24 protein-coding genes are annotated in these 23,060 nt (G+C 56.0%); 15 read left to right on the forward strand and 9 right to left on the reverse strand.

The window, feature by feature from the left end:
- Positions 1–85: 85 nt before the first annotated feature.
- Both mlc and CU081_RS17310 read right to left on the reverse strand, forming a co-directional pair.
- On the reverse strand, positions 86–1,306 hold the full coding sequence (mlc, locus tag CU081_RS17305; RefSeq protein WP_003857451.1) for a sugar metabolism global transcriptional regulator Mlc: 1,221 nt from the start codon (positions 1,304–1,306) through the stop codon (positions 86–88).
- 121 nt (positions 1,307–1,427) lie between these two features.
- Positions 1,428–2,333 carry a LysR family transcriptional regulator gene (locus CU081_RS17310; RefSeq protein WP_003857454.1) on the reverse strand — a complete coding sequence of 302 codons (906 nt, stop codon included), beginning with the start codon at positions 2,331–2,333 and terminating at the stop codon, positions 1,428–1,430.
- Positions 2,334–2,454: 121 nt separating this feature from the next.
- Between CU081_RS17310 and CU081_RS17315 the strand changes: the two genes are divergently transcribed.
- The 5 genes from CU081_RS17315 (at position 2,455) to CU081_RS17335 (ending at position 6,822) form a co-directional block, all read left to right on the forward strand.
- On the forward strand, positions 2,455–3,708 hold the full coding sequence (locus CU081_RS17315) for an MFS transporter (RefSeq protein WP_003857455.1): 1,254 nt from the start codon (positions 2,455–2,457) through the stop codon (positions 3,706–3,708).
- 74 nt (positions 3,709–3,782) lie between these two features.
- A complete protein-coding gene (locus CU081_RS17320; protein WP_039268869.1) occupies positions 3,783–5,267 on the forward strand; it encodes a carboxypeptidase M32 in 1,485 nt (494 codons plus the stop codon).
- A gap of 149 nt (positions 5,268–5,416) precedes the next feature.
- Entirely contained in the window at positions 5,417–5,722 is a 306-nt protein-coding gene (asr, locus tag CU081_RS17325) for an acid resistance repetitive basic protein Asr (protein WP_003857459.1), read from the forward strand.
- A gap of 91 nt (positions 5,723–5,813) precedes the next feature.
- Positions 5,814–5,897, forward strand: a complete 84-nt coding sequence (locus CU081_RS26885) for a hypothetical protein (RefSeq protein WP_057979992.1) — start codon at positions 5,814–5,816, stop codon at positions 5,895–5,897.
- Between the two features lie 103 nt (positions 5,898–6,000).
- The gene (locus CU081_RS17335) at positions 6,001–6,822 is read left to right on the forward strand and encodes a trypsin-like serine peptidase (RefSeq protein ID WP_003857461.1); all 822 of its coding nucleotides are present in this window, start codon (positions 6,001–6,003) and stop codon (positions 6,820–6,822) included.
- 5 nt (positions 6,823–6,827) lie between these two features.
- On the opposite strand, the gene mdtI is transcribed toward CU081_RS17335, so the two are convergent.
- The 3 genes from mdtI to CU081_RS26890 all read right to left on the reverse strand — a co-directional run bounded on the left by mdtI (position 6,828) and on the right by CU081_RS26890 (position 7,795).
- Entirely contained in the window at positions 6,828–7,157 is a 330-nt protein-coding gene (gene mdtI, locus CU081_RS17340; RefSeq protein ID WP_003857463.1) for a multidrug/spermidine efflux SMR transporter subunit MdtI, read from the reverse strand.
- Positions 7,144–7,506: a multidrug/spermidine efflux SMR transporter subunit MdtJ gene (mdtJ, locus tag CU081_RS17345; RefSeq protein ID WP_003857465.1), complete on the reverse strand. Its 363-nt coding sequence runs from the start codon at positions 7,504–7,506 to the stop codon at positions 7,144–7,146. Before mdtJ ends, mdtI begins: the two co-directional genes overlap by 14 nt.
- 118 nt (positions 7,507–7,624) lie before the next feature.
- Positions 7,625–7,795 (reverse strand): protein YdgV, encoded by a 171-nt coding sequence (locus CU081_RS26890; protein WP_006808891.1) that lies wholly within the window; start codon positions 7,793–7,795, stop codon positions 7,625–7,627.
- 132 nt (positions 7,796–7,927) lie between these two features.
- On the opposite strand from CU081_RS26890, the gene CU081_RS17355 reads away from it, so the two are divergent.
- A complete protein-coding gene (locus CU081_RS17355) occupies positions 7,928–8,968 on the forward strand; it encodes an AI-2E family transporter (protein ID WP_003857467.1) in 1,041 nt (346 codons plus the stop codon).
- Here CU081_RS17355 and CU081_RS17360 read toward each other — a convergent pair.
- Positions 8,965–9,912, reverse strand: a complete 948-nt coding sequence (locus CU081_RS17360; RefSeq protein ID WP_032645599.1) for a zinc-dependent alcohol dehydrogenase family protein — start codon at positions 9,910–9,912, stop codon at positions 8,965–8,967. The two genes, CU081_RS17355 and CU081_RS17360, sit on opposite strands and share 4 nt — an antisense overlap.
- Positions 9,905–10,939, reverse strand: coding sequence for an LLM class flavin-dependent oxidoreductase (locus CU081_RS17365; protein WP_003857470.1), 1,035 nt, complete (start codon positions 10,937–10,939; stop codon positions 9,905–9,907). The genes CU081_RS17360 and CU081_RS17365 overlap by 8 nt, the downstream gene beginning before the upstream one ends.
- Before the next feature lie 207 nt (positions 10,940–11,146).
- Here CU081_RS17365 and yajD point away from each other — a divergent pair, with 207 nt between their 5' ends.
- The 9 genes from yajD to pqqF all read left to right on the forward strand — a co-directional run bounded on the left by yajD (position 11,147) and on the right by pqqF (position 19,776).
- Complete coding sequence (gene yajD, locus CU081_RS17370) at positions 11,147–11,494, forward strand: HNH nuclease YajD (protein ID WP_003857471.1); 348 nt, start codon at positions 11,147–11,149, stop codon at positions 11,492–11,494.
- Between the two features lie 259 nt (positions 11,495–11,753).
- Positions 11,754–13,019 (forward strand): Y-family DNA polymerase, encoded by a 1,266-nt coding sequence (locus CU081_RS17375; protein ID WP_003857473.1) that lies wholly within the window; start codon positions 11,754–11,756, stop codon positions 13,017–13,019.
- 104 nt (positions 13,020–13,123) lie between these two features.
- Complete coding sequence (locus CU081_RS17380; protein ID WP_003857474.1) at positions 13,124–14,143, forward strand: dipeptidase; 1,020 nt, start codon at positions 13,124–13,126, stop codon at positions 14,141–14,143.
- 138 nt (positions 14,144–14,281) lie between these two features.
- Entirely contained in the window at positions 14,282–14,353 is a 72-nt protein-coding gene (gene pqqA / locus CU081_RS17385) for a pyrroloquinoline quinone precursor peptide PqqA (protein ID WP_002905689.1), read from the forward strand.
- A 55-nt stretch (positions 14,354–14,408) separates the two neighbouring features.
- A complete protein-coding gene (gene pqqB / locus CU081_RS17390) occupies positions 14,409–15,326 on the forward strand; it encodes a pyrroloquinoline quinone biosynthesis protein PqqB (RefSeq protein WP_003857504.1) in 918 nt (305 codons plus the stop codon).
- A gap of 2 nt (positions 15,327–15,328) precedes the next feature.
- Entirely contained in the window at positions 15,329–16,084 is a 756-nt protein-coding gene (gene pqqC / locus CU081_RS17395) for a pyrroloquinoline-quinone synthase PqqC (RefSeq protein ID WP_003857506.1), read from the forward strand.
- Positions 16,085–16,086: 2 nt separating this feature from the next.
- A complete protein-coding gene (pqqD, locus tag CU081_RS17400; protein ID WP_022651047.1) occupies positions 16,087–16,365 on the forward strand; it encodes a pyrroloquinoline quinone biosynthesis peptide chaperone PqqD in 279 nt (92 codons plus the stop codon).
- Positions 16,352–17,494, forward strand: coding sequence for a pyrroloquinoline quinone biosynthesis protein PqqE (gene pqqE / locus CU081_RS17405; RefSeq protein ID WP_022651046.1), 1,143 nt, complete (start codon positions 16,352–16,354; stop codon positions 17,492–17,494). Before pqqD ends, pqqE begins: the two co-directional genes overlap by 14 nt.
- A 5-nt stretch (positions 17,495–17,499) precedes the next feature.
- Positions 17,500–19,776 (forward strand): pyrroloquinoline quinone biosynthesis protein PqqF, encoded by a 2,277-nt coding sequence (pqqF, locus tag CU081_RS17410; RefSeq protein ID WP_022651045.1) that lies wholly within the window; start codon positions 17,500–17,502, stop codon positions 19,774–19,776.
- Between the two features lie 86 nt (positions 19,777–19,862).
- Here pqqF and CU081_RS17415 read toward each other — a convergent pair whose 3' ends face one another.
- Together CU081_RS17415 and CU081_RS17420 are read right to left on the reverse strand one after the other, a co-directional pair.
- Positions 19,863–22,292, reverse strand: a complete 2,430-nt coding sequence (locus tag CU081_RS17415; protein WP_003857512.1) for a glucose/quinate/shikimate family membrane-bound PQQ-dependent dehydrogenase — start codon at positions 22,290–22,292, stop codon at positions 19,863–19,865.
- A 347-nt stretch (positions 22,293–22,639) separates the two neighbouring features.
- Positions 22,640–23,059: a translesion error-prone DNA polymerase V autoproteolytic subunit gene (locus CU081_RS17420; RefSeq protein ID WP_003857514.1), complete on the reverse strand. Its 420-nt coding sequence runs from the start codon at positions 23,057–23,059 to the stop codon at positions 22,640–22,642.
- Between the last annotated feature and the right edge of the window lies 1 nt (position 23,060).

A 23,060-nucleotide genomic window follows, 5' to 3' on the forward strand; every position in this document is an offset into this window, starting at 1 on the left:
AAATAATTCAGTGGGGAAAGTCTACGGGATGCGTGCGCTACCGGGCTTGAGATAGCGCAATTTTTCGTACATCTCTGGAAAAGAGTTAGCCCTGTAGCAAACGAATCAGTAACGAGCCGTTGTACATCGCATCTTTTACCAGCGCGGCGCCGGCCATCGTGCCCTGGTTGGAAAATTGCGTACTTTCGACCACGATGTTTTTACTGTACGCGGGAAGCGCCTGCTGATTGATGCAGGCGGAAATCGCCGGAAAGAGGATATCCGCCGCCTGGCTGAGCGGGGAGCCGATCAGTATTTTTTGCGGGTTAAACAGGTTCACCATAATGGCCAGAATGCGCCCGACATTATTGCCCACGCCGGTAATAATGTCCTTCGCCAGCAGATCGCCCTGCCTTGCCGCAGCGCACAGTGCCTCGACGCTTAACGGTTGACCGTGCAGCGTGGAGCTCATCGACTGGCTGAGCCGCACTTGCGCCAGCTCCAGCACGCTTTCGACGCTGGCAATCGTCTCCAGACAGCCATGGTTACCGCAGTAGCAGCGTTTTCCGTACGGATCGACCTGCGTATGGCCGATCTCCACCAGGCTACTGCTGCCAGCATGCAACAGACGCCCGTCGGTAATCACACCAGCGCCAACGTTATGATCAATCACCACCTGAATCACGTCGCGCGCGCCCCGGGAAGCGCCAAACAACGCCTCCGCCATCGTCCAGGCGCTGATATCATGCTGAATGTAGACCGGTACACCGGTGTGGTTTTCCAGCACGTCGCCCAGTGGCATCTCTTTGACGTTTTCATAAAACGGCATGCGGTGCACAATGCCATTTTCGGTATCAATAATTCCCGGCAGGGTGATCGCAATCGCCGTTAAACGTTCAAGACGCTGCTGGTGACGAATAAAGAACTGGTCGATGTGGGTCAGAATGGCATCGAGAAGTGGTTGCTCTGCATTAAGCGGGAGTTCCAGCCGGTCTTCCACCACCAGCTTGCTGCTGAGGTCGCGCAGCGCGAGGAAGATTTCCCCGCGGCTAATCCGCAGCGACAGGTAGTGCCAGGCTTCCGTTTCCACCACCAGCCCTACCGCCGGACGGCCACGACTGCCCGGCTCCTGAATTTCTGTCTCCTGAACCAGATGGGCTTCCAGCATTTCGCGGACAATCTTGGTAATACTGGCGGGTGCCAGTTGTGCCAGGCGCGAAAGATCGATACGCGAAACCGGACCAAGCTGATCAATCAGGCGATAAACGGCACCCGCGTTGGTCTGCTTGATCTGATCGATATGCCCTGGCTGACTATCAGCAACCACCTCGTACTCCCTTATTTTCGAGCTTCGAAATAAACTGAGGGCTATGGTGAAGCACTTCAATGGCTGACGTCAAATTTTTACTTAGCCATGTGATTTACTGCACATTTTCGCCCACTTTTCCCTATAAATAACGCCCGCGAGAAGCGGTAATTAATTGTTCTTTGAAACGCTGTGCCGCATGGCTCTGTTCATGATGTTTAGACCACACCAGCCACATCTCTGAGACTGCATCCTGCTCGGCTATCTTCACCCAGCGCATTTCCGGCAATTGTACCCGTTTAAACGAGGCCGGGAGAATCGACACGCCAAGCCCTGCGGCAACGAGACCAATGATCGTCATGGCTTCCCCCACCTCCTGCGCGATAGTCGGGACAAGGCCATATCGCCGCATCAAACCAAGAATATCGTCATACAACCCGGTTCCCACCTGAGGGTCAAAAAAGACAAATGGCTCTTTCGCCAGTTCAGCCAGCGTGACGCTGTGCTGCGCGGCGAGCGGATGATCCCGGGGGATCATCGCCATCAGCGGTTCGCGCAGGATCACCTGCCACGCCAGGGTATCAGGCAACTGCGTGTTACGCATCAGCCCCAGATCGAGCGATCCTTCGTTAAGCGGCGATATCTGCTCGCGAGTATTTATTTCGCGCGTCTGAATATGCACATCCGGAAAGTTACGGCGAAACGAAGATAGCGTTTGTGAAACAGCGCTGATAAAGGGGGCCGATGAGGTAAACCCGATGCGCAGCTCTCCCGTCTCCCCGAGATAAAGCCGTTCCGCTCTGGCGGCGGCGTCCTCCACCATACTCAGGATTTGTCGGCTATCGGCAAGAAACTGTTTTCCCGCCGCCGTCAGGCTCACGCTGCGGTTGGTTCGCGCCAGCAGACGCGCCCCGACCTGCTGCTCCAGGATCTGTATCTGCTGGCTTAGCGGTGGCTGAGAGATATTCAGCCTTGCCGCCGCACGACCAAAATGCAGCTCTTCGGCGACGGCGACAAAATAGCGTAGATGGCGCAGCTCGATATTCATATTTTTAAAGTATCATTTGAGATTATTAATATATTAGACAGAATATTTACATTTTCCTACCCTAATCTTGTGGTCATACCCGTCACCAGAAACCACGGGGATGTTTAAGCAAGGATTATGTGTGAGCCGTACAACGACCGTTGATATCGCGCCGGCCAGCGACATTGATGATTTACCCGCAGCACCGCAGCCGGTTCAGTTTATTAAACGTGGTACCCCCCAGTTTATGCGCGTCACGCTGGCGCTCTTCTCAGCGGGTCTCGCCACTTTCGCCCTGCTCTACTGCGTTCAGCCGATCCTGCCGGTCCTGTCGCATGAATTTGGCGTGTCGCCAGCCAGCAGCAGTATTTCGCTCTCCATTTCAACCGGGATGCTGGCGATCGGTCTGCTGTTCACCGGGCCACTTTCGGATGCCATCGGGCGTAAGCAGGTCATGGTAACGGCGTTAATGCTGGCCTCCGTGTGTACCTTGTTGTCCACCATGATGACCAGCTGGCACGGCATTCTGATCATGCGCGCGCTGATTGGGTTATCCCTGAGCGGCGTGGCGGCGGTCGGGATGACCTATCTCAGCGAGGAGATCCACCCGAGCTTCGTGGCCTTCTCCATGGGGCTGTACATTAGCGGGAACTCTATCGGCGGGATGAGCGGACGCCTGCTTAGCGGTGTGTTTACTGATTTCTTTAACTGGCGCATTGCGCTGGCCGTTATCGGCTGCTTCGCCCTCGCTTCGGCGCTGATGTTCTGGAAAATCCTGCCGGAATCGCGCCATTTCCGCCCGACCTCCCTGCGTCCGAAAACGTTATTTATCAACTTTCGCCTGCACTGGCGCGATCAAGGGCTGCCCCGTTTGTTCCTGACCGGTTTCCTGCTGATGGGCTCGTTCGTGACGCTGTTCAACTACATTGGCTATCGTCTGATGCTTTCACCGTGGCATCTTAGCCAGGCATTAGTGGGTTTGCTCTCTGTGGCATATCTCACCGGGACATGGAGTTCGCCAAAAGCGGGCGCCATGACCGCGCGCTTCGGCCGTGGTCCGGTGATGCTGGTATCCACCGCCGTGATGCTGTTCGGACTGCTGATGACGCTTTTCTCTTCCCTGTGGCTGATTTTTGCCGGAATGCTGCTCTTCTCTGCGGGCTTCTTTGCCGCGCATTCCGTTGCCAGCAGCTGGATTGGCCCACGCGCGCGCCGCGCTAAAGGTCAGGCTTCGTCACTGTATCTGTTCAGTTACTATCTTGGTTCCAGCATAGCCGGTACGCTCGGCGGGGTGTTCTGGCATAACTACGGCTGGAACGGCGTGGGCGGATTTATCGCGCTGATGCTGTGCGCGGCACTGCTGGTGGGCGCGAGCCTGCATAAACGACTGCATTAACATTCAGCCCTCTTCGTGTTTAAATCGAGCCGATGCTAATTTTTGTCATCGGCTGATTCAGACACGAGGACTTCATGAAAAACAATAACTATCAACAACTCACCCGCACCTTCCAGCGCCTCTCCCGCTTCTCTCACCTCTCCTCCATCGCCAGCTGGGACATGTTCACCATGATGCCGCCAGGCGGCAGCGCCGCGCGCGGTGAAGCGCTGGCGGAGATGAGCGTCCTGCAACATCAGATCCTGACCGATAAAAAAGTGGGTGAATGGCTGGCGGCGGCGGCAGACGAAGATCTGAACGACGTTGAGCTGGCCAACCTGCGTGAAATGACGCGCTACTACCAGCAGGCAACTTTACTGCCGGAATCGCTGGTGGAGGCCAAATCGCTGGCGGGCAGCAGGTGTGAACACGCGTGGCGCACTCAGCGTCCGGCCAACGACTGGCAGGGCTTTTCAGCCAACCTGAAAGAGGTGGTGATACTCAGTCGTGAAGAAGCCCGCCTGCGCGCTGAGGCTAAAGGCTGCACGCCTTACGACGCGCTGCTGGATATCTTTGAACCCGACATGACCAGCGCTCGCCTGGATGTGCTGTTCGGCGAGCTGAAGTCCTGGCTACCGGAGTTGCTGGCAAAGGTTGTGGAAAAACAGGCTCAACGATCGTTCGTTCCGCCACAGGGTCCCTTCCCGACCGCCACGCAGCGCGAGCTGGGCCTGGAAGCGATGAAAATGCTTGGCTTCGATTTTAACGGCGGTCGTCTGGACGTTAGCGCCCACCCGTTCTGCGGCGGCGTGCCGGAAGATGTGCGTATCACCACGCGTTACGATGAAGATGAACTGCTCAGCGCGCTTTTCGGCGTGATCCACGAAACCGGACATGCCCGCTACGAGCAAAACCTTCCGCGAGCATGGGCCGGTCAGCCCGTTGCGCTGGCGCGCTCTACGGCGATCCATGAATCCCAGAGCTTGTTCTTTGAAATGCAGCTAGGCCGCAGCGACGCTTTCCTGAAGCATCTGCTTCCGGCGGTTCATGCCCGTTTCGGCAGCCAGGCGGCATTCAGCGAAGAGAATTTCATTGCCTGGAACCAGCGCGTGAAGCCGGGCTACATCCGCGTTGATGCGGATGAAGTGAGCTATCCGGCGCATGTGGTGCTGCGCTATGAGATCGAGCGCGCGCTAATCAATGGCGAAATTGAAGTCGATGATATTCCCGCGTTATGGGATGAGAAAATGCAGGCCTGGCTTGGGTTATCCACCAAAGATAACTATCGCAACGGCTGTATGCAGGATATCCACTGGACCGACGGCGGTTTTGGCTACTTCCCGTCTTACACGCTGGGAGCAATGTATGCGGCACAGCTGTTCCATGCCGCCAAAACTGCGCTGCCCGGGTTGCAGGCATCCATCGCCGGGGGCGATTTCTCGGCGCTGTTTGACTGGCTGCGTCAGAATATCTGGCAGCACGGCAGCCGTTTCAGCACATCGCAGCTCATCACCCAGGCCACGGGTGAAGATCTGAATATCCGCTACTTCCGCGAACACCTGACATCCCGCTACCTGTAACCGAATGCGTCGGGGATCTGCCCCGGCGTTGTACATACGGTTACACGCCGATACCAATCACTCACGGAAACCCCGAATTTACAGGGATATAGTTATTTCAACGGCCCCGCAGTGGGGTTAAATGAAAAACCAAATTCGAGGGTATGAAAATGAAAAAAGTATTAGCTCTGGTTGTTGCCGCTGCTATGGGTCTGTCTTCCGCTGCATTCGCGGCTGAAACTACCGCCACCGCAGCGCCTGCGGCTTCCACCGCTGCTCCGGCCAAAACGGTTCACCATAAAAAACATCACAAAGCGGCTAAACCAGCGGCAGAACAGAAAGCGCAGGCCGCTAAAAAGCACCACAAAAAAGCGGCAAAACCAGCGGTAGAGCAGAAAGCACAGGCGGCTAAAAAGCATCACAAAAAAGCAGCAAAACACGAAGCGGCTAAACCTGCTGCACAGCCAGCAGCGTAAGAGTACAAGCTTAACCGTGCCCTTCGGGGCACGTTGGTAAACCGGCGCTGAACGGGTTTGCGGTCAGCGCCGTTTTTTATCCGGAGGGCGTATGCTGCGGCGCTATCGGTTTGAGTTCATTCTTATCCTGCTAATTTTATGCGCGCTCATCGCCAGCCACTTTTATCTTTCCTGAATGTAGCACGCTGATTTTACTCCCACTTTCTCGCCGTCGCGTCTATAGTATTTTTATAGGGATCACTTTTAATAATCATAATTACCCCCCACCAGAGTGTGATATGCGTAAATCTGTTGTGTTGTTACTGGGAACGTTTAGCCTTTTTGCTGGCTTTTCACATGCGGATGATGGCGACGATGACGCCATTAGCGCCAAAGAGGTAAAGACGCTGTTTTTTGGTCATGACGATCGTACGCGTGTCACCGATCCTACCGAATCGCCCTGGGATGCCATCGGGCAACTGGAAACCGCCAGCGGCAATTTATGTACTGCAACCCTCATTACGCCACGCCTTGCGCTGACGGCGGGTCATTGCCTGTTAATGCCGCCTGAAGGCAAACCGGATAAAGCGATCGCCCTGCGCTTTGTGTCGCAAAAAGGAATATGGCGCTACGAAATTCACGGTATTGAGGGGCGGGTGGATCCGTCGCTTGGCAAACGCCTGAAACCGGATGGTGATGGCTGGATTGTGCCGCCCGGGGCGGCCTCCTGGGATTTCGGGCTGATCGTTTTACGTTATCCGCCGTCCGGGATCACCCCGCTGCCGCTCTTTGATGGCGATAAAGCCGCGCTCACCGCCGCCCTGAAAGCCGCCGATCGAAAAGTAACGCAGTCAGGCTACCCTGTTGATCACCTCGATTCGCTGTACACCCATACGGACTGCGTGGTGACGGGTTGGGCGCAAAACAGCGTGCTGTCGCATCAGTGCGATACGCTACCGGGTGATAGCGGATCGCCGCTGATGTTAAAAACCGATAACGGCTGGCAGCTGATTGGCGTTCAAAGTTCTGCGCCAGCGGCGAAAGACCGCTGGCGCGCCGATAACCGGGCGTTGTCGGTGACCGGTTTTCGCGACCGGCTGGAAGCCCTGGCGCAGCAGTAGGTCACTCAGGCCAGTTTAATCATGATCATGCCGGCGAGCAGTAATACCAGCCCTATCCAGCCTTTATTGTTTAAACGCTGCCCGAACATAATCCAGCCTGCCGCCAGGGTGGCGGCAATACCGAAGCCACCCCACAGCGCATAGGCCACGGACAGATCGATGCCTTTCACCGCCTGCGACAGGGCGCTAAACGCCCCCAGAACCGCGGCAATCGATAACAGGCCGTAGGCTTTGCGACGAAAACCGTCGGAGAACTTCAGAAAGACGTTCGCAATAATTTCCAGAACGATGGCGAAAGCCAGCCAGGCCGCGTGGATCCATTCAAACTGCTGCATGGGTCTGCTCCTTCTGCTGTTTTGCCGGTTTGCGTGTACCCGATTTAATCAGCACGATACCCGCGACCAGGGTCGTCAGCCCGGCAATTTTCATTGTCGTCAGGGTTTCATCAAATAACATGACGCTAAACAGCGTAATCAATAAAATACCAACACCTTCCCACAATGCGTATGCCACGCCCAGCGCGATTTTTTTAACCGCGAAAGAGAGGAAAATATAGGAAAGCGTAATCATGACCAGCATCAAAATAAAACCGGTGCTGCCATCACTCACGCTCGCCCATTTCATCGACAAGGTGCCGGTAATTTCAGCGACGATCGCCAGAGCTAATAAAATCCAGTAAAACATGTTTTTTCTCCTGCTTGAGAATATAATCCATCGAGGCTCACTGCGGACAGCAAACCAAAAAATTGGGAATTAAATCAGTTAGCTAAGCGCATAGCGCCAGCTCAGGCAGAAGACGTGACTATAGCGCGGAACGCCAGTGTTGCTCACCAGAAAGCAGGCAGAGGGAGGTTGAAAACAGAGCAGAGTTGTTTGAAAAATACGTCCTGAACAAATTGTCCATAAAATTACAATTATCCGCGGTGTTGCTTCTCGTCTTTGCGGATGAAAATTGTCCTCGGTAGTTGAACACGCCTGATTTGTATCATAAGCCAGGAATTTACTCAAAGCCTTTTCATTTCTTTACCCAGTCTGTTTGATTTTGGTTAGTTTTTTTAATCCGCTTTCCCCTCTATTATAAATAAAAAACTGTTCAGGAACGTCCATGGCCAAACCTATTATCACCCTCAACGGGCTTAAGATCGTCATCATGCTGGGCATGCTGGTGATCATTCTGACCGGCGTTCGTTTTGCGGCCGATATCATCGTGCCTTTTATCCTGGCGCTTTTTATCGCGGTGATCCTCAATCCACTGGTGCAGCGAATGGTGCGGCTGCGCATCCCGCGTGTGCTGGCGATAAGCCTGCTTATCAGTATTATTATCGTTGCGATGGTGCTGTTAGTCGCCTATCTGGGAACCTCCCTGAACGAGCTGGCGCGGACGCTACCGACATACCGCTCTTCCCTGGCGACCCCGCTGCTGCAAATTGAACCCTGGCTGCAACGCGCGGGTATCGAAGTCTCGGTTGAGGAACTGCTTAAATATATCGATCCGAATGCCGCCATGACGATTGTCACCAGCCTGCTGGCACAACTCTCCAACGCCATGACCTCGATTTTCCTGCTGTTCCTGACGGTTGTGTTTATGCTGCTGGAAGTTCCACAGCTGCCTGCAAAGCTCCAGCACATCATGGTGCGTCCGGTAGAGGGAATGGGCGCCATTCAGCGCGCGCTCGACAGCGTTTCACGCTATCTGGTGCTGAAAACGGCCATCAGCCTGGTGACGGGATTAGTGGTCTGGGGGATGCTCGCCGCGCTGGATGTGCGTTTTGCCTTTGTCTGGGGGCTGCTGGCCTTTGCGCTCAACTATATTCCTAACATCGGCTCCGTGCTGGCGGCGATCCCCCCTATCCTTCAGGTGCTGGTTTTCAGCGGTTTGTATGATGCCCTGATTCTGCTGGCAGGCTATCTGGTGATTAACCTTGTCTTCGGGAACATTCTCGAACCACGGATAATGGGACGCGGGCTGGGGCTTTCAACCCTTGTTGTGTTCCTGTCCCTGATTTTCTGGGGCTGGCTGCTCGGGCCTGTCGGCATGCTGCTCTCCGTTCCGCTGACAATTATTGTCAAAATTGGCCTGGAGCAGACCGCCGGTGGACAAAGTATCGCTGTACTGCTGAGCGACATGAGCCATAAGGCCGATTAATTGTCCATCGACAGCATGGGCTTACCCGTTCTTCCCGCTTCGCGATAGTTGCCCACTGCCCGCTGCCATTCCGACAGCGGGTAGAGGGTGACATCGCTGCACTGGCTGGCGCGCAGTTTAGGCCAGATGCGCCGAAACTCCGCCTGCCACGCCTCAGCGCTCAGCGCGTCCAGATAGTTACGAATGTGAAACCACGCCACGCGCGGCAACGGCCGCTGCTGCCGGAAGGTCTGCCCGGAGAGTAGCCCGTAGCAGACAAAGGTGCCGGTTTCGGGCATCACGCTCAGGATCGTCTCCGCCAGACTGCCGCCCGTGGCGTCGTACACCACGTCTGCGCGCGCGGCGGCAGCGTTGACGGCGGCCATATCGTGTTGCGCAATCGGGACGATCCCCTTTTCAGCCAGACGTTGAGCGTGCACGGGCGAGCGATGGATCCCGTAAACCGCCTCTGCACCCGCCTGGCGTGCCCATTGCCCGAGCAGAACGGCACAGTCAGAACCGGCAGCGGTGAGCAGCACCGTTTTCCCGACCGGAGGATAGCGGTCCAGCATCATCTGTGCGGCAAGCGGATTGATATACGCCCGCGCGGCAAGAAGCGAGTCGACGTCGTCCGGGACGGGAACCGCATACGCCGCCGGGCAGTCGACATAGCGCTGCCAGGTTCCCTGCCCCCGTAACGGCAGGACCCGCTTGCCCAGCAGCGCCGGATAAGCGGCGGGCGTTTCGGTCACTATTCCGACCCCTTCATAACCGGCTATCGCAGGCAGCGGCGTGCGATGGCGATATGCCCCGGTGATGGGGATGAGATCGGAGGCGTTCACCGGAGAAAAAAGCATGCGCACACGTATCTCTCCCGGCTGTCGCGGGGACAATGGTGTGTTTTCCGCTTGCAGTACCGATTCAGGCTCACCAAACCGGCGATACCAGAGGGCCAGATTACGCATTGCGATCGCGCCATCCCATTTCCGGTGCGACATGTTTCAGGATGGACTCGATCACATGTGCGTTGTATTCCACGCCCAGCTGATTCGGCACGGTAAGCAACAGCGTATCCGCTTCCGCGATCGCTTCATCCTTTTTCAACTGTTCAATCAGCTTGTCTGGCTCTGCGGCATAGCTGCGTCCGAAAATGGCCCGCGTTTTCTCATCCAGATAACCCACGCTGTCGCTCTCATTGCGGCTTGAACCGAAATACATCCGGTCGCGTTCGTCCATCAGGGCAAAAATACTGCGGCTGACCGAAACGCGTGGCTGACGGGTATGCCCTGCCTCAGCCCAGGCCTGTCGGTAGGCACGGATCTGTTTTGCCTGCTGAATATGGAACGGCTCGCCGGTTTCATCATCTTTCAGCGTTGAGCTTTGCAGGTTCATCCCCAGTTTTGCCGCCCATACTGCCGTTGCATTAGAGCCAGCCCCCCACCAGATACGATCGCGTAAGCCTTCTGAATGCGGCTCCAGACGCAACAATCCCGGCGGGTTTGGGAACATCGGCTGTGGGTTAGGCTTCGCAAACCCTTCACCGCGTAATACATCAAGCAGTACCTCAGTGTGGCGGCGCGCCATATCAGATTCGGTTTCCCCTTCCTGCGGCACGTAACCAAAATAACGCCAGCCATCAATCACCTGCTCCGGGGAACCCCGGCTGATACCAAGCTGTAATCGCCCGCCGGAGATGAGATCTGCCGCGCCAGCATCTTCCGCCATATACAGCGGATTTTCATACCGCATGTCGATCACGCCCGTCCCGATTTCGATACGTTTTGTTTTCGCACCTATTGCCGCCAGCAAGGGGAATGGCGAACTGAGCTGGCGGGCAAAGTGGTGCACACGGAAATAAGCCCCGTCCGCGCCTAGCTCTTCGGCTGCGACCGCCAGATCGATGGACTGTAGCAGCGTGTCAGCCGCGGTTCGCGTGCCGGACTGGGGTGACGGCGTCCAGTGACCAAACGACAAAAATCCAATCTTTTTCATAGTGGAGTATCCTGATAAAGCATTGCGTTATCCCTACTCTACGCATTAACGGATGAGAATAAATGGTGATTATTTAACGGAATGCTTCAAATAAACTGACAGAAATACGCAAATCGCAGGCTGCCTTCCCGCAGAGGAGGCATTCTCCTGACATCTCATAATGGGATATAGTGTGAACTATTCTCTTTTTAACAGGTAACATCAGCAATGGCTCTGATCCCCAAAAACTACGCACGGCTGGAAAGCGGCTACCGTGAAAAAGCGCTAAAAATCTACCCCTGGGTTTGTGGACGCTGCTCGCGTGAGTTTGTTTATTCAAATCTTCGTGAACTCACGGTTCACCATATCGACCACGATCACACCAATAACCCGGAAGATGGCAGTAACTGGGAGCTGTTGTGCCTGTTTTGTCACGATCACGAGCACTCAAAGTACACCGAAGCGGATCAGTATGGCACCACCGTTGTCGCGGGTGAGGATGCGCAAAAAGACGTGGGTGTCGCCACGTTTAACCCCTTTGCCGATCTCAAGGCGATGATGGACAAGAAGAAGTAATATCGACGGCTTCACTGCCCATACCTGCCGTATGGGCACTTATATTCCTTAAACATTTCATTAAATACCCTTTCCGCCAGATTTGCCTCGCCGCCATTCTGGACATAACCCTCGCCCTCCTGCACCCGTACGACGTCACTCCTCGTTCCCCCTTGATCTTTGCTATCAATATACAATACTGTATATAAATACAGTATTTATTAACGGTGATCATAATGCAGTTTTTCACCCCACCTGGCGATACCAGAGCGAGCTGACCATGTTTGCACTGTGTGATGTGAACGCTTTCTATGCTTCCTGTGAAACGGTTTTTCGCCCGGACCTGAAGGGACGACCGGTGGTCGTGTTGTCCAATAACGATGGGTGCGTCATCTCTCGCTCCGCTGAAGCCAAACCCTTTGTGAAAATGGGTGAACCGTACTTCAAACAGAAAGATCGCTTCAGGCATCATGGCGTGGTTTGTTTCAGCAGTAATTATGAACTTTACGCGGATATGTCCAACCGGGTAATGAACACGCTTGAAGAGATGTCGCCTCGTAGCGAAATATACTCCATTGATGAGATCTTTTGCGATCTTACCGGGGTGCGTAATTGTCGCGATCTTTCCGATTTTGGGCATGAAATGAGAGCGACCGTACTGCAACGCACCCATCTGACCGTCGGGGTGGGCATCGCACCCACAAAGACGCTGGCGAAACTGGCAAATCACGCGGCAAAACGCTGGCAGCGCCAGACGGGAGGCGTTGTTGATTTATCCAATGTGGATCGTCAGAGAAAGCTGATGGCGGCGCTACCCGTCGAAGACGTTTGGGGTGTAGGACGTCGCATAGCGAAGAAGCTTGAGATGATGGGGATTAAGACCGTCCTGCAACTGGCAGACACCGATATCCGGTTCATAAGAAAACATTTCAATGTCGTGCTGGAGAGAACGGTGCGTGAATTACGGGGCGAACCGTGTCTTGAACTGGAAGAGTTTGCCCCGGTAAAGCAAGAAATCGTCTGTTCGCGCTCGTTTGGCGAACGCATCACCGAATATGACGATGTACGCCAGGCCATCTGTAGTTATGCCGCCCGGGCAGCAGAAAAACTTCGCAATGAGCATCAGCATTGCCGCTTTATCTCCGTATTTGTTAAAACCTCGCCCTTCGCGCTTAACGAGCCATATTATGGCAATAGCGCGTCGGTAAAACTGCTCACCCCAACCCAGGATAGCCGGGATATTATCGGCGCATCAGTTCGTTGTCTGGATGCGGTCTGGAAGAACGGCCATCGGTACCAGAAAGCCGGAGTGATGCTGGGAGATTTTTATAGCCAGGGCGTCGCGCAACTTAATCTGTTTGACGACAACGCCCCCAGGAAAAACAGCCAAAAGTTAATGGATGTATTAGACCATCTGAATGCTGAAAATGGCCGTGGCACGCTTTACTTCGCGGGACAGGGTATACAGCAGCCGTGGCAGATGAAACGGGAAATGCTTTCACCCCGCTACACCACCCGCTTTGCGGATCTCCTCACTGTTAAGTGATATTAACAATTGCTGCTAAGTTGTAATTTTCCCCTTGCCGGACCGGACAAATCGGTTATCGTGCCAGGCAACTTTCGCAGCAATAAAAGACAGTGGGATGCGCTATGGCGATTTTTGATGGTCACAATGACCTGTTGCTTAATTTATGGCTTCACCATCGCCAGGATCCGGTAACGGCCTTCTTCTCCGGCATTGAAAACGGACACCTCGATTATCCGCGCATGCAGCAAGGCGGATTTTCCGGCGGGCTGTTCGCGCTGTTCGTGCCGCCGCAGGAGTATATCGCCCGCATGGCGCCACAATACGCCTGCGAGCCGTGGCAGCCGGTCGACATTCTCTGGCAGCAGCTGACGATCCTTAAGCAGCTTGTCGCCCACTCCGACGGCCGGGCGCGATTGTGCCTGAGCGCGGCGGATATCGAACGCTGCCGTCAGGATAAGGTGCTGGCGATGGTAGCGCATATTGAGGGCGCGGGCGGTTTTGACGGCGAGGGAGGCGATCTACAGGCTTTCTATGCCGCCGGGGTGCGTAGCATTGGGCCTTTCTGGAACATTGCTAACCGTTTTGGCACCGGCGTTAACGGGGCGTTTCCCGGCAGCCCGGACAGCGGCCCAGGGCTTACCGCAGAGGGTATCGCCCTCATTAAGCACGCTAACGCCCTGAACATGCTGATTGACGTTTCGCATATGAATGAAAAGGCGTTCTGGGATACCGCTCGTCATTCCTCATCACCGCTGGTCGCCACCCACTCCAACGCCCATACGCTGTGCCCGCAACCGCGCAATCTGACCGATCGGCAGCTGCTGGCTATCCGCGACAGCGGCGGCGTGGCTGGCGTCAATTTCGGCAACGCGTTTCTGCGCGCCGACGGTAAACGCGATAGCGATACCCCGCTGAGCACGATTGTTCGCCATATCGACTATCTTATTAACATCATGGGTGACGATCATGTCGCGCTGGGCTCCGATTTTGACGGCATTACGTTGCCTGATGATTTACACGATGTGAGTGGTTTACCACGGCTAATCAGCGCGTTGCGTGACAGCGGCTATGATCAATTTGTGCTGAATAAGCTGCTGTGGGGTAACTGGCAAAAGGTATTGCAAAATGTTTGGCAACAATAGGTTACGTTGTAAACATTAAGTTAATTCCTTACATCTTTCGGGTTGAGCTTTGCCCTCCTGTGACGCATTATTTGATGACCATCACAAAACTGGCACAAACAATGGCGTTGGTGCTGCATTTTTAAAGAGGAAAAAACGATGTGGAAGAAACCTGCTTTTATTGATTTACGTCTTGGCCTGGAAGTGACCCTGTACATTTCCAACCGCTAATCGCTCTGCCCGCCATCCGTGCGGGCATTTTTGTTTGACTACCTGGCCCATCTTCATGTTTATAAAAGTCCTCGGTTCCGCCGCTGGCGGTGGTTTCCCCCAGTGGAACTGTAACTGCGCCAACTGTCAGGGTTTGCGCGACGGTACCCTTCAGGCGACCCCTCGCACCCAGTCGTCGATCATCGTCAGCGATAACGGCAAAGAGTGGGTGCTGTGTAACGCCTCCCCCGATATCAGCCAGCAGATTGCCCATACGCCAGAACTGAATAAGAAAGAGGTTCTGCGCGGCACGCATATTGGCGGCATTATTCTCACCGATAGCCAGATTGACCACACCACCGGGCTGCTCAGCCTGCGCGAGGGGTGCCCACATCAGGTATGGTGTACGCCGGAGGTGCATGAAGATCTTTCCAGCGGATTCCCGATTTTTACCATGCTCCGGCACTGGAACGGTGGCCTGATTCACCACCCGATCGCGCCGCTCACCGCCTTTAGCGTGGAAGCCTGCCCTGATTTGCAGTTTACCGCTGTCCCCATCGCCAGTAACGCACCGCCCTATTCGCCGTGGCGCGACCGCCCGCTGCCGGGGCATAACGTGGCGCTGTTTATCGAAAACCGCCGCAACGGTCAGACGCTGTTCTACGCACCGGGTCTCGGTGAACCCGATGACGCTATCCTGCCGTGGCTTAAAAAGGCGGACTGTCTGCTGATTGACGGCACCGTCTGGCAGGACGATGAACTCCAGGCCACCGGCGTCGGGCGCAATACCGGCCGCGACATGGGCCATCTGGCGCTCGGCGATGAACACGGCATGATGGCGCTGCTGGCCTCGCTGCCGGCAAAGCGCAAGATTCTGATCCACATTAATAACACCAACCCGATCCTTAACGAGCAGTCGCCGCAGCGTCACGCCCTTGCGCAGCAGGGAATAGAAGTGAGCTGGGACGGGATGAACATCACGCTTCAGGACTAACTATGCACATTCGCGAAACGCTCTCGCCGCAAGAGTTTGAGCACGCCCTTCGGGCGAAAGGCGCCTACTATCATATTCACCATCCGTACCATATCGCGATGCATAACGGCGAGGCCAGCCGCGAGCAGATCCAGGGCTGGGTGGCGAACCGGTTTTACTACCAGACGACGATCCCACTGAAAGACGCGGCAATTATGGCGAACTGCCCGGATCCGCACACGCGTCGCAAATGGGTGCAGCGGATCCTCGATCACGACGGCAGCAACGGTCATGACGGCGGTATCGAAGCCTGGCTACAGCTGGGCGAAGCCGTGGGGCTCAGCCGCGAGGACTTAATCAGCGAACGCCACGTGCTGCCCGGCGTCCGTTTCGCCGTCGACGCTTACGTTAACTTCGCCCGCCGCGCCAACTGGCAGGAGGCTGCATGCAGTTCGCTCACCGAACTGTTCGCCCCGCAAATCCATCAGTCGCGTCTCGACAGCTGGCCACAGCACTACCCGTGGATCAAAGAGGAAGGCTATTTTTATTTCCGCAGCCGCCTCAGCCAGGCCAGCCGTGACGTTGAACACGGTCTGGAGCTGGCGAAGCGTTATTGCGATAGCGCGGAAAAGCAGAATCGGATGCTGGAGATCCTTCAGTTCAAACTCGATATCCTGTGGTCGATGCTCGACGCGATGACCATGGCCTACGCGCTACAGCGTCCGCCTTATCACACGGTCACCGACAAAGCGGCCTGGCACACAACCCGACTGGTATAAGCATGCAAAAAAACTCCATCGTCGCCTTTCGTCGCGGCTATCGCCTGCAATGGGAAGCCGCTCAGGACAGCCATGTCATCCTCTATCCGGAAGGCATGGCTAAACTCAATGAGACCGCCGCCGCGATCCTCGAACTGGTCGATGGCCAACGCGACGCGGCGGCCATCATTGCCATACTCAACGAACGGTTCCCGGAAGCCGGCGGCGTGGATGACGACGTCGTAGAATTCCTGCAAATCGCTTATCAACAGAAGTGGGTTATTTTCCGTGAGCCAGAATAAACCTGCCGTCAATCCACCGCTGTGGCTGCTGGCGGAGCTGACCTATCGCTGTCCGCTACAGTGTCCTTACTGCTCTAACCCGCTGGACTTCGCCCGGCAGGATCAGGAGCTGACCACTGAACAGTGGATTGAGGTTTTCCGCCAGGCGCGGGCGATGGGCAGCGTGCAGATAGGTTTTTCCGGCGGCGAACCGTTGACGCGTAAAGATCTGCCGGAGCTGATCCGCGCCGCCCGCGATCTCGGTTTTTATACCAACCTGATCACCTCGGGAATTGGCCTGACGGAAAGCAAGCTCGACGCATTCAGCGAGGCCGGTCTGGACCATATCCAGATTAGCTTCCAGGCCAGCGATGAAGTGCTCAACGCTGCGCTGGCGGGGAATAAAAAAGCCTTCCAGCAGAAGCTGGCGATGGCCAAAGCGGTTAAAGCGCGCGATTACCCGATGGTGCTGAATTTCGTCCTGCACCGGCATAATATCGATCAGATCGATAAAATCATCGAACTGTGCATCGAGCTGGACGCCGACGACGTCGAACTTGCCACCTGCCAGTTCTACGGTTGGGCGTTCCTTAATCGTCAGGGGCTTCTGCCGACGCGGGAACAGATTGCCCGCGCGGAACGCGTGGTTGCCGAATATCGGCAAAAAATGGCCGCCAGCGGCAATCTGACCAACCTGCTGTTCGTCACCCCCGATTATTACGAAGAGCGGCCAAAAGGCTGTATGGGCGGCTGGGGGTCGATTTTCCTCAGCGTGACCCCGGAAGGCACGGCGCTGCCCTGCCACAGCGCGCGCCAGCTGCCGGTGGATTTCCCGTCGGTGCTTGAGCAGAGTCTGGAATCCATCTGGTATGACTCTTTCGGCTTCAACCGCTATCGCGGGTTTGACTGGATGCCGGAGCCGTGCCGCTCCTGCGATGAAAAAGAGAAAGACTTCGGCGGCTGCCGCTGCCAGGCCTTTATGCTCACCGGGAATGCGGATAACGCCGATCCGGTGTGCAGCAAATCGCCGCATCATCATAAAATCCTCGAGGCGCGACGCGAAGCAGCCTGTAGTGATATGAAGATCGGTCAGCTTCAGTTTCGCAACCGAACCCGTTCTCAGCTTATCTATAAAACCCGGGAACTGTAACGATAATGACCATCCGCATCGTGGAACTGGCAGGCGGTTTACGCGCAACGCTGGTGCATCAGCCGCAGGCGACACGCGCGGCGGCGCTGGCGCGCGTGAGTGCCGGAAGCCATCACGAGCCACCACGCTTCGCCGGTCTTGCGCATTTGCTTGAGCACCTGCTGTTCCGCGGTAGCGAGCGCTATCGGGGCGATGATCGACTCATGGCCTGGGTCCAGCGCCAGGGCGGCAACGTCAATGCCACCACGCTGGCTCGCCACAGCGCTTTTTTCTTCGAGGTTGCCGCCGAAAACCTGTCCGACGGCGTCGCGCGACTGCGGGATATGTTGCAGGCGCCGCTGCTTTCCCGGCTGGACATCCAGCGCGAAGTGGCGGTCATTGATGCGGAAAACCGGCTTATCCAGCAGCATGATGCCGCCCGGCGCGAAGCCGCGGCGCGCCACGCGATGGAACAACCGGAGGTTTTTCGCCGTTTTCAGGTGGGTAGCCATGATTCTCTGGGGCAAGACACGGGATCGCTGCACGCCGCGTTGCGCGACTTTCATCGCCGCTATTATGTGGCCGGACACCTGCAATTGTGGCTACAGGGACCGCAAACGCTGGATGCGTTAGCCGAGCTTGCCCATACGTTTGCGACAGGTTTTGCTTCAGGTGGCGTGCCTGAAGCCGCCCCCCCGTTACGCCTTAGCGCTGAAGCAGATTATCAGCTGGCAGTGACGGAGCGACCCGCGCTGTGGCGCTGTCCGTTGATCCGAAAAAGTGACAACGTCACCTTGCTTCGGGAATTTTTGCTGGACGAGGCCCCCGGAAGCCTGATTGACGGGCTGCGGGCGCGCGGGCTGGCAGAAGAGGTATCGCTGGACTGGCTTTATCAGGATGACGATTACGGCTGGCTGGCGCTAACGCTTGACGGCGAACGGCCCGAGGCCATAGACGCGCAAATCACGCGCTGGCTGCGGGCCCTACAGCAAACGACGCAAGAGCAACAGCGGCATTATTATCGGCTGGCACAGCAGCGCTTTAGCGCCCTGTCGGCCCTTGACCAGCTTCGCCAGCGGGCGTTTGGTTTTGCGCCCGGCGCGGCGCCGGTTGATTTTTCCGCCTTCTGTGCCGACTTACTGGCGGCGCCCACCTCATATCTGGCCTGCAAAAAAATGGAAGCCGCCGGGACAATTTCCAGCCAGGGATTTGCCCTGCCGCTTAGCCACTGGCGTCGCCAGCCGGTTGCGGATGAGAGCCCCATCGCGTTTTCCTTCTACCCGCAGGCTGCCCAATATTCTGCCCCAGCCCTGACGCCAGAAGCCGTTCCGCTGCTGCATTTACCGGCGCAGGCACAAGCGCCGACGTTGATCCTCCGCAAGCCTTTTTATTCGCGCGTAAGCGAGTCACAGGGGGTGGCGATCGGCAAACAATTACGCCCTCTTCTGGCTGAAATGCGCCATATCGGCGGCAGCGGCGAGTGGCAAACGGTTGACGGTAGCTGGCAGCTAACCCTGCGGCTTCCTGACGCCGTGGTGATGGCGGAACCCATCATCGGGGCGATAATCGATCGCCTCTCCCGCCCCACACCGGCTATTACGCCTGCGCCAGATGGCATTGCGATCCGTCAGTTGCTTAAGCAATTGCCTGAACGACTGGCATCGGAACCGTCACGGAATGGCTGGCTGGCGGCGTTAGCTGGCGGCAGCGCCGGACACGCGCACGGGTTAGCCCGGCAGCTTGGCCTGCTCCGGGCGCCGGTTAACGCTAAGCCGTTGCCGTTAAGCGATTGTCCCGGCGGGGTCGAACACATTCCGCACGCCAGCGAGGATTCGGCGCTGCTGGTGTTTATTCCCCTGCCGCCGGGTGCGTCGCTCGCCGCGCTGCGGCTGCTGGCGTTATGCTGCGAACCGCGATTTTTCCAGCGCCTGCGCGTGGAACAGCAGATTGGCTACGTGGTCAGCTGTCGTTATCAGCGTATTGCCGATCGCGATGGCCTGCTGCTGGCGTTACAGTCGCCTGATCGTTCTCCCGTGAACCTGTTGGGTTGCTGCAAACGATTTTTGCGAGAGCTGACGCTGTGCGATGAATCCGAGTTCAGCCTATTGCGACAGCAGCTGGCGACGCAGATCCGCTCACCGATGGATGCCAGCGCCACGGCAGTGGCCGCCCTGCGCCAGCGCTATGGTTTGCCGGTGTTAACGCCGCAGGCTATTGATGCCCTGCAACCTGACGAGATAGTCGCGCTATGGCGCGAGATGACTCGCCGTCGCCGACGCTGGCGGGTGCTTTTCACGGGCTGACCGGAACCGCAGCTTTCTTCCTGTGCGTGGTTTTCAGTCAAAAAAAAGCCCCGTACTACGACGGGGCCAGGCTGTTTATTTCGCTGTTATTTATCCAGCGCGTAGGCAATCACGTAGTCACCACGATCCGGCGACTGGCGTGCACCGCCAGCAGAGATCAGAATGTACTGTTTGCCGGTTTTCGGTGATACATAGCTGATAGGTCCGCCCTGGCTACCCACCGGGAGACGCGCTTTCCACACTTCTTCCCCCGTAGAGGAATCAAAGGCGCGCAGGTAGTAATCCTGGGTTCCCGCAATGAAGACCAGACCGCCCTGCGTGGCCAGCGTACCGCCCAGCGTCGGCATACCGACAGGCATCTGCATACGCATTTTTACCCCAAACGGACCGGTATCCTGAACGGTACCGACCGGCACCTGCCAGACGATTTTCTGTGTTTTCAGGTCAATCGCAGAGAGAGAGCCAAACGGTGGTTTCTGGCACGGAATACCCAGCGGTGACATGAAACGGTTTTTGTTGACCGAATACGGCGTTCCTTTCATCGGAACAGCGCCCATACCGGCGTTCACGGCTTCACCGCCCGTGTTTGCCACTGCGCTTTGCGGATCTTGTTTAATCAGCTGGACCCACAGACCCAGACGCATGTCGTTGACGAAGATGTACTGGTTGTTCGGATCCGTGGACAGACTACCCCAGTTCATTCCCCCCAGCGAGCCCGGGAAGCTCAGGGAAATATCGGTTCCCGGCATCGTGTACAGACCGTCATAACGCATTGATTTGAAGCTGATACGACAGGCCAGCTGGTCAAACGGCGTCGCCCCCCACATATCCGATTCTTTCAGGGTTTCCGCGCCAATCTGCGGCATCCCCACAGAGCGCGGCTGCGTTGCCGGGTACTGTTCACGTGGAATATCCGCTGGTTTTACCGGAACCTCTTTCACTTCAGTGAGCGGTTTACCCGTCAGGCGATCAAGAACATAAATTTGCCCCGCTTTGGTGCCCACCACCACCGCGGGCTTGTTGCCCTCTTTTGTCGGGAAATCAACCAGGCTCGGCTGCATCGGGATATCGAAATCCCAGAGGTCGTTATGCACGGTCTGGTATACCCACTTCTCTTTCCCGGTAGTCGCATCCAGCGCGAGGATTGAGGTGGCGTATTTATGATCTTCCGGAATACGGTCAGCGCCCCACAGGTCGACGGAGGAACTCCCCATCGGGATAAACACGGTATTCATCGACGCATCCCAGGACATAGGGGCCCAGGAGTTTGCAGAGCTACGTTTGTAGTGTTCGCCCGGCTTCAGAACATAGTTCGGATCCGGATTACGCGGGTCGAACGCCCAGCGCAGCTGGCCGGTGATCACGTCATAACCACGTATAACGCCTCCCGGCATATCGGTGCTGACGTTATCCGCAACGCGGCCACCAACGACAACCGTCGTACCCGCCAGCGTCGGGGCCGACGTCAGCACGTAGGTGGGATCTGACGCGTCGCCCATCCCTTCATGCAGGTTAACGCTGCCGTTAGTACCGAAGTCCGGGCAGAATTTGCCGTTATCGGCGTCTAACGCGATCAGCTTACCGTCAATAGTATTCATCAGGATACGGCGCTGGCATGCAGCGCCCGGTGCGACCTGCGCTGGCAGAACCGGCGTGGAGCCCGCTACCGTTGGCTGTGCCAGCGGTTTGGTGGCATCAAAGTATGCCAGGCCACGGCAGCGCATCCAGATTGCAGATTTGGCGTTGATTTCCGCTTTCCAGATCTCTTTCCCACTATCGGCATCCACGGCGATCACGTTGTTATGCGGCGTACAGAGGAAGACACGATCGCCAACCTGTAGCGGCGTTTGCTGATCTTCTGCGCCATTGCCGTCCGGACTTTCCGGTACGTCACCGGTATGGTAGGTCCAGACCGGTTTCAGGTTTTTCACGTTGTCACGGGTTATCTGGTCCAGCGCCACAAAGCGACTACCGCCGGCCGTATTACCGTAGTGATCCCAGTTCTGCTGTTTCGCATCATCTTTTACCGGTACCAGCGGACGTTTTTCACCGCTAAACGGCACGGTCGGATGGGGTTGAAACATCTGAACAAAGGTGACGCCCATGGCGATAATAAGGACCGCGCAGACCCCCAGGGCCCCTTTTGCGCAGGACGGTTTTCCTTCACGTTTACGCAATGCAGGCCAGGTGGCAGCTGCCAGCACCATCAGCCCGGCGGGTACCATTAAACGGGAAACCAGCGGCCAGAAGTCGAGCCCGGCATCGAAAAATGCCCAAATCAGGGTGCCAAGAAACACCAGGGCAAACAGCCCCACGGCAGAGGACTTGCGGCGGAAGAACTGAATCGCAGAGAGCAGAGTGATAACCCCGGCGATGAGAAAATACCAACTCCCCCCCAGGGAAACCAGTTTAAAACCGCCGATAGCAAAAAAGAGCCCCGTTACAAGAAGTATCACACCCACCAGCAGGCACCACGGGCCTAACCAGCCGGATGAGCGGGGATTATTGTCTGACATAAAAATGAATCTCCTGATTACTTTATAACAGCAGGGTTTTATTGACTGCCACGATGCTAAAACCCTGCGTAACATCAATTGTTCGTGTGCGAATCATAAATTAAAATTATAATGTAGACAAAATGTATTCTGTCGGAAGAAAAGAAAACTCACTAAAGTGCAGGAACATAACAAAATAAAAAAAATGGGATATCACTCTGTAATTCGCCAATACCAGAATATTTGACCAGCAAGTTCCGGCTTATGCGATGAATATCAGGTTTGCCGACAAGACAGCCCAGGTGACGTAAGATTTTTGCATGATGAGAATTAACTTATTGCCTATTAATTAAGCTTCACAAACACGATCAGCTCGCGGATTTCACGATATACGTCACTACACCAAAGATATCGAGCGTATCGTCGCTGCCGACAATAATCGGTGAATAGGCGCTGTTCATGGGGTTGAGTTGAATATTGGGACGCAGCTGGAGGCGCTTCACGGTAAATTCGCCCTCTACCGCCGCAATCACGATATCGCCATGCTCAGGCTTGCGGGAACTGTCCACCACCAGCAAATCACCGTTATTGATCCCCCCTTCTATCATCGAGTCACCGGCGGCTTTGACAAAGTAAGTGGAGCTGGGATGGGCGACTAATAACTCGTTTAAATCGATACGCCGCTCTACATAATCCGCTGCCGGGCTGGGGAAGCCGCACTGTACTAAGTCGCTGAAAAGTGGAATAGCAACGATTTCACGCAACTCTGCGGGTCTGAAAAAGATCATG

The sequence above is a fragment of the Enterobacter sp. CRENT-193 genome (assembly GCF_002787395.1).
Lineage (GTDB): Bacteria > Pseudomonadota > Gammaproteobacteria > Enterobacterales > Enterobacteriaceae > Enterobacter > Enterobacter hormaechei_C.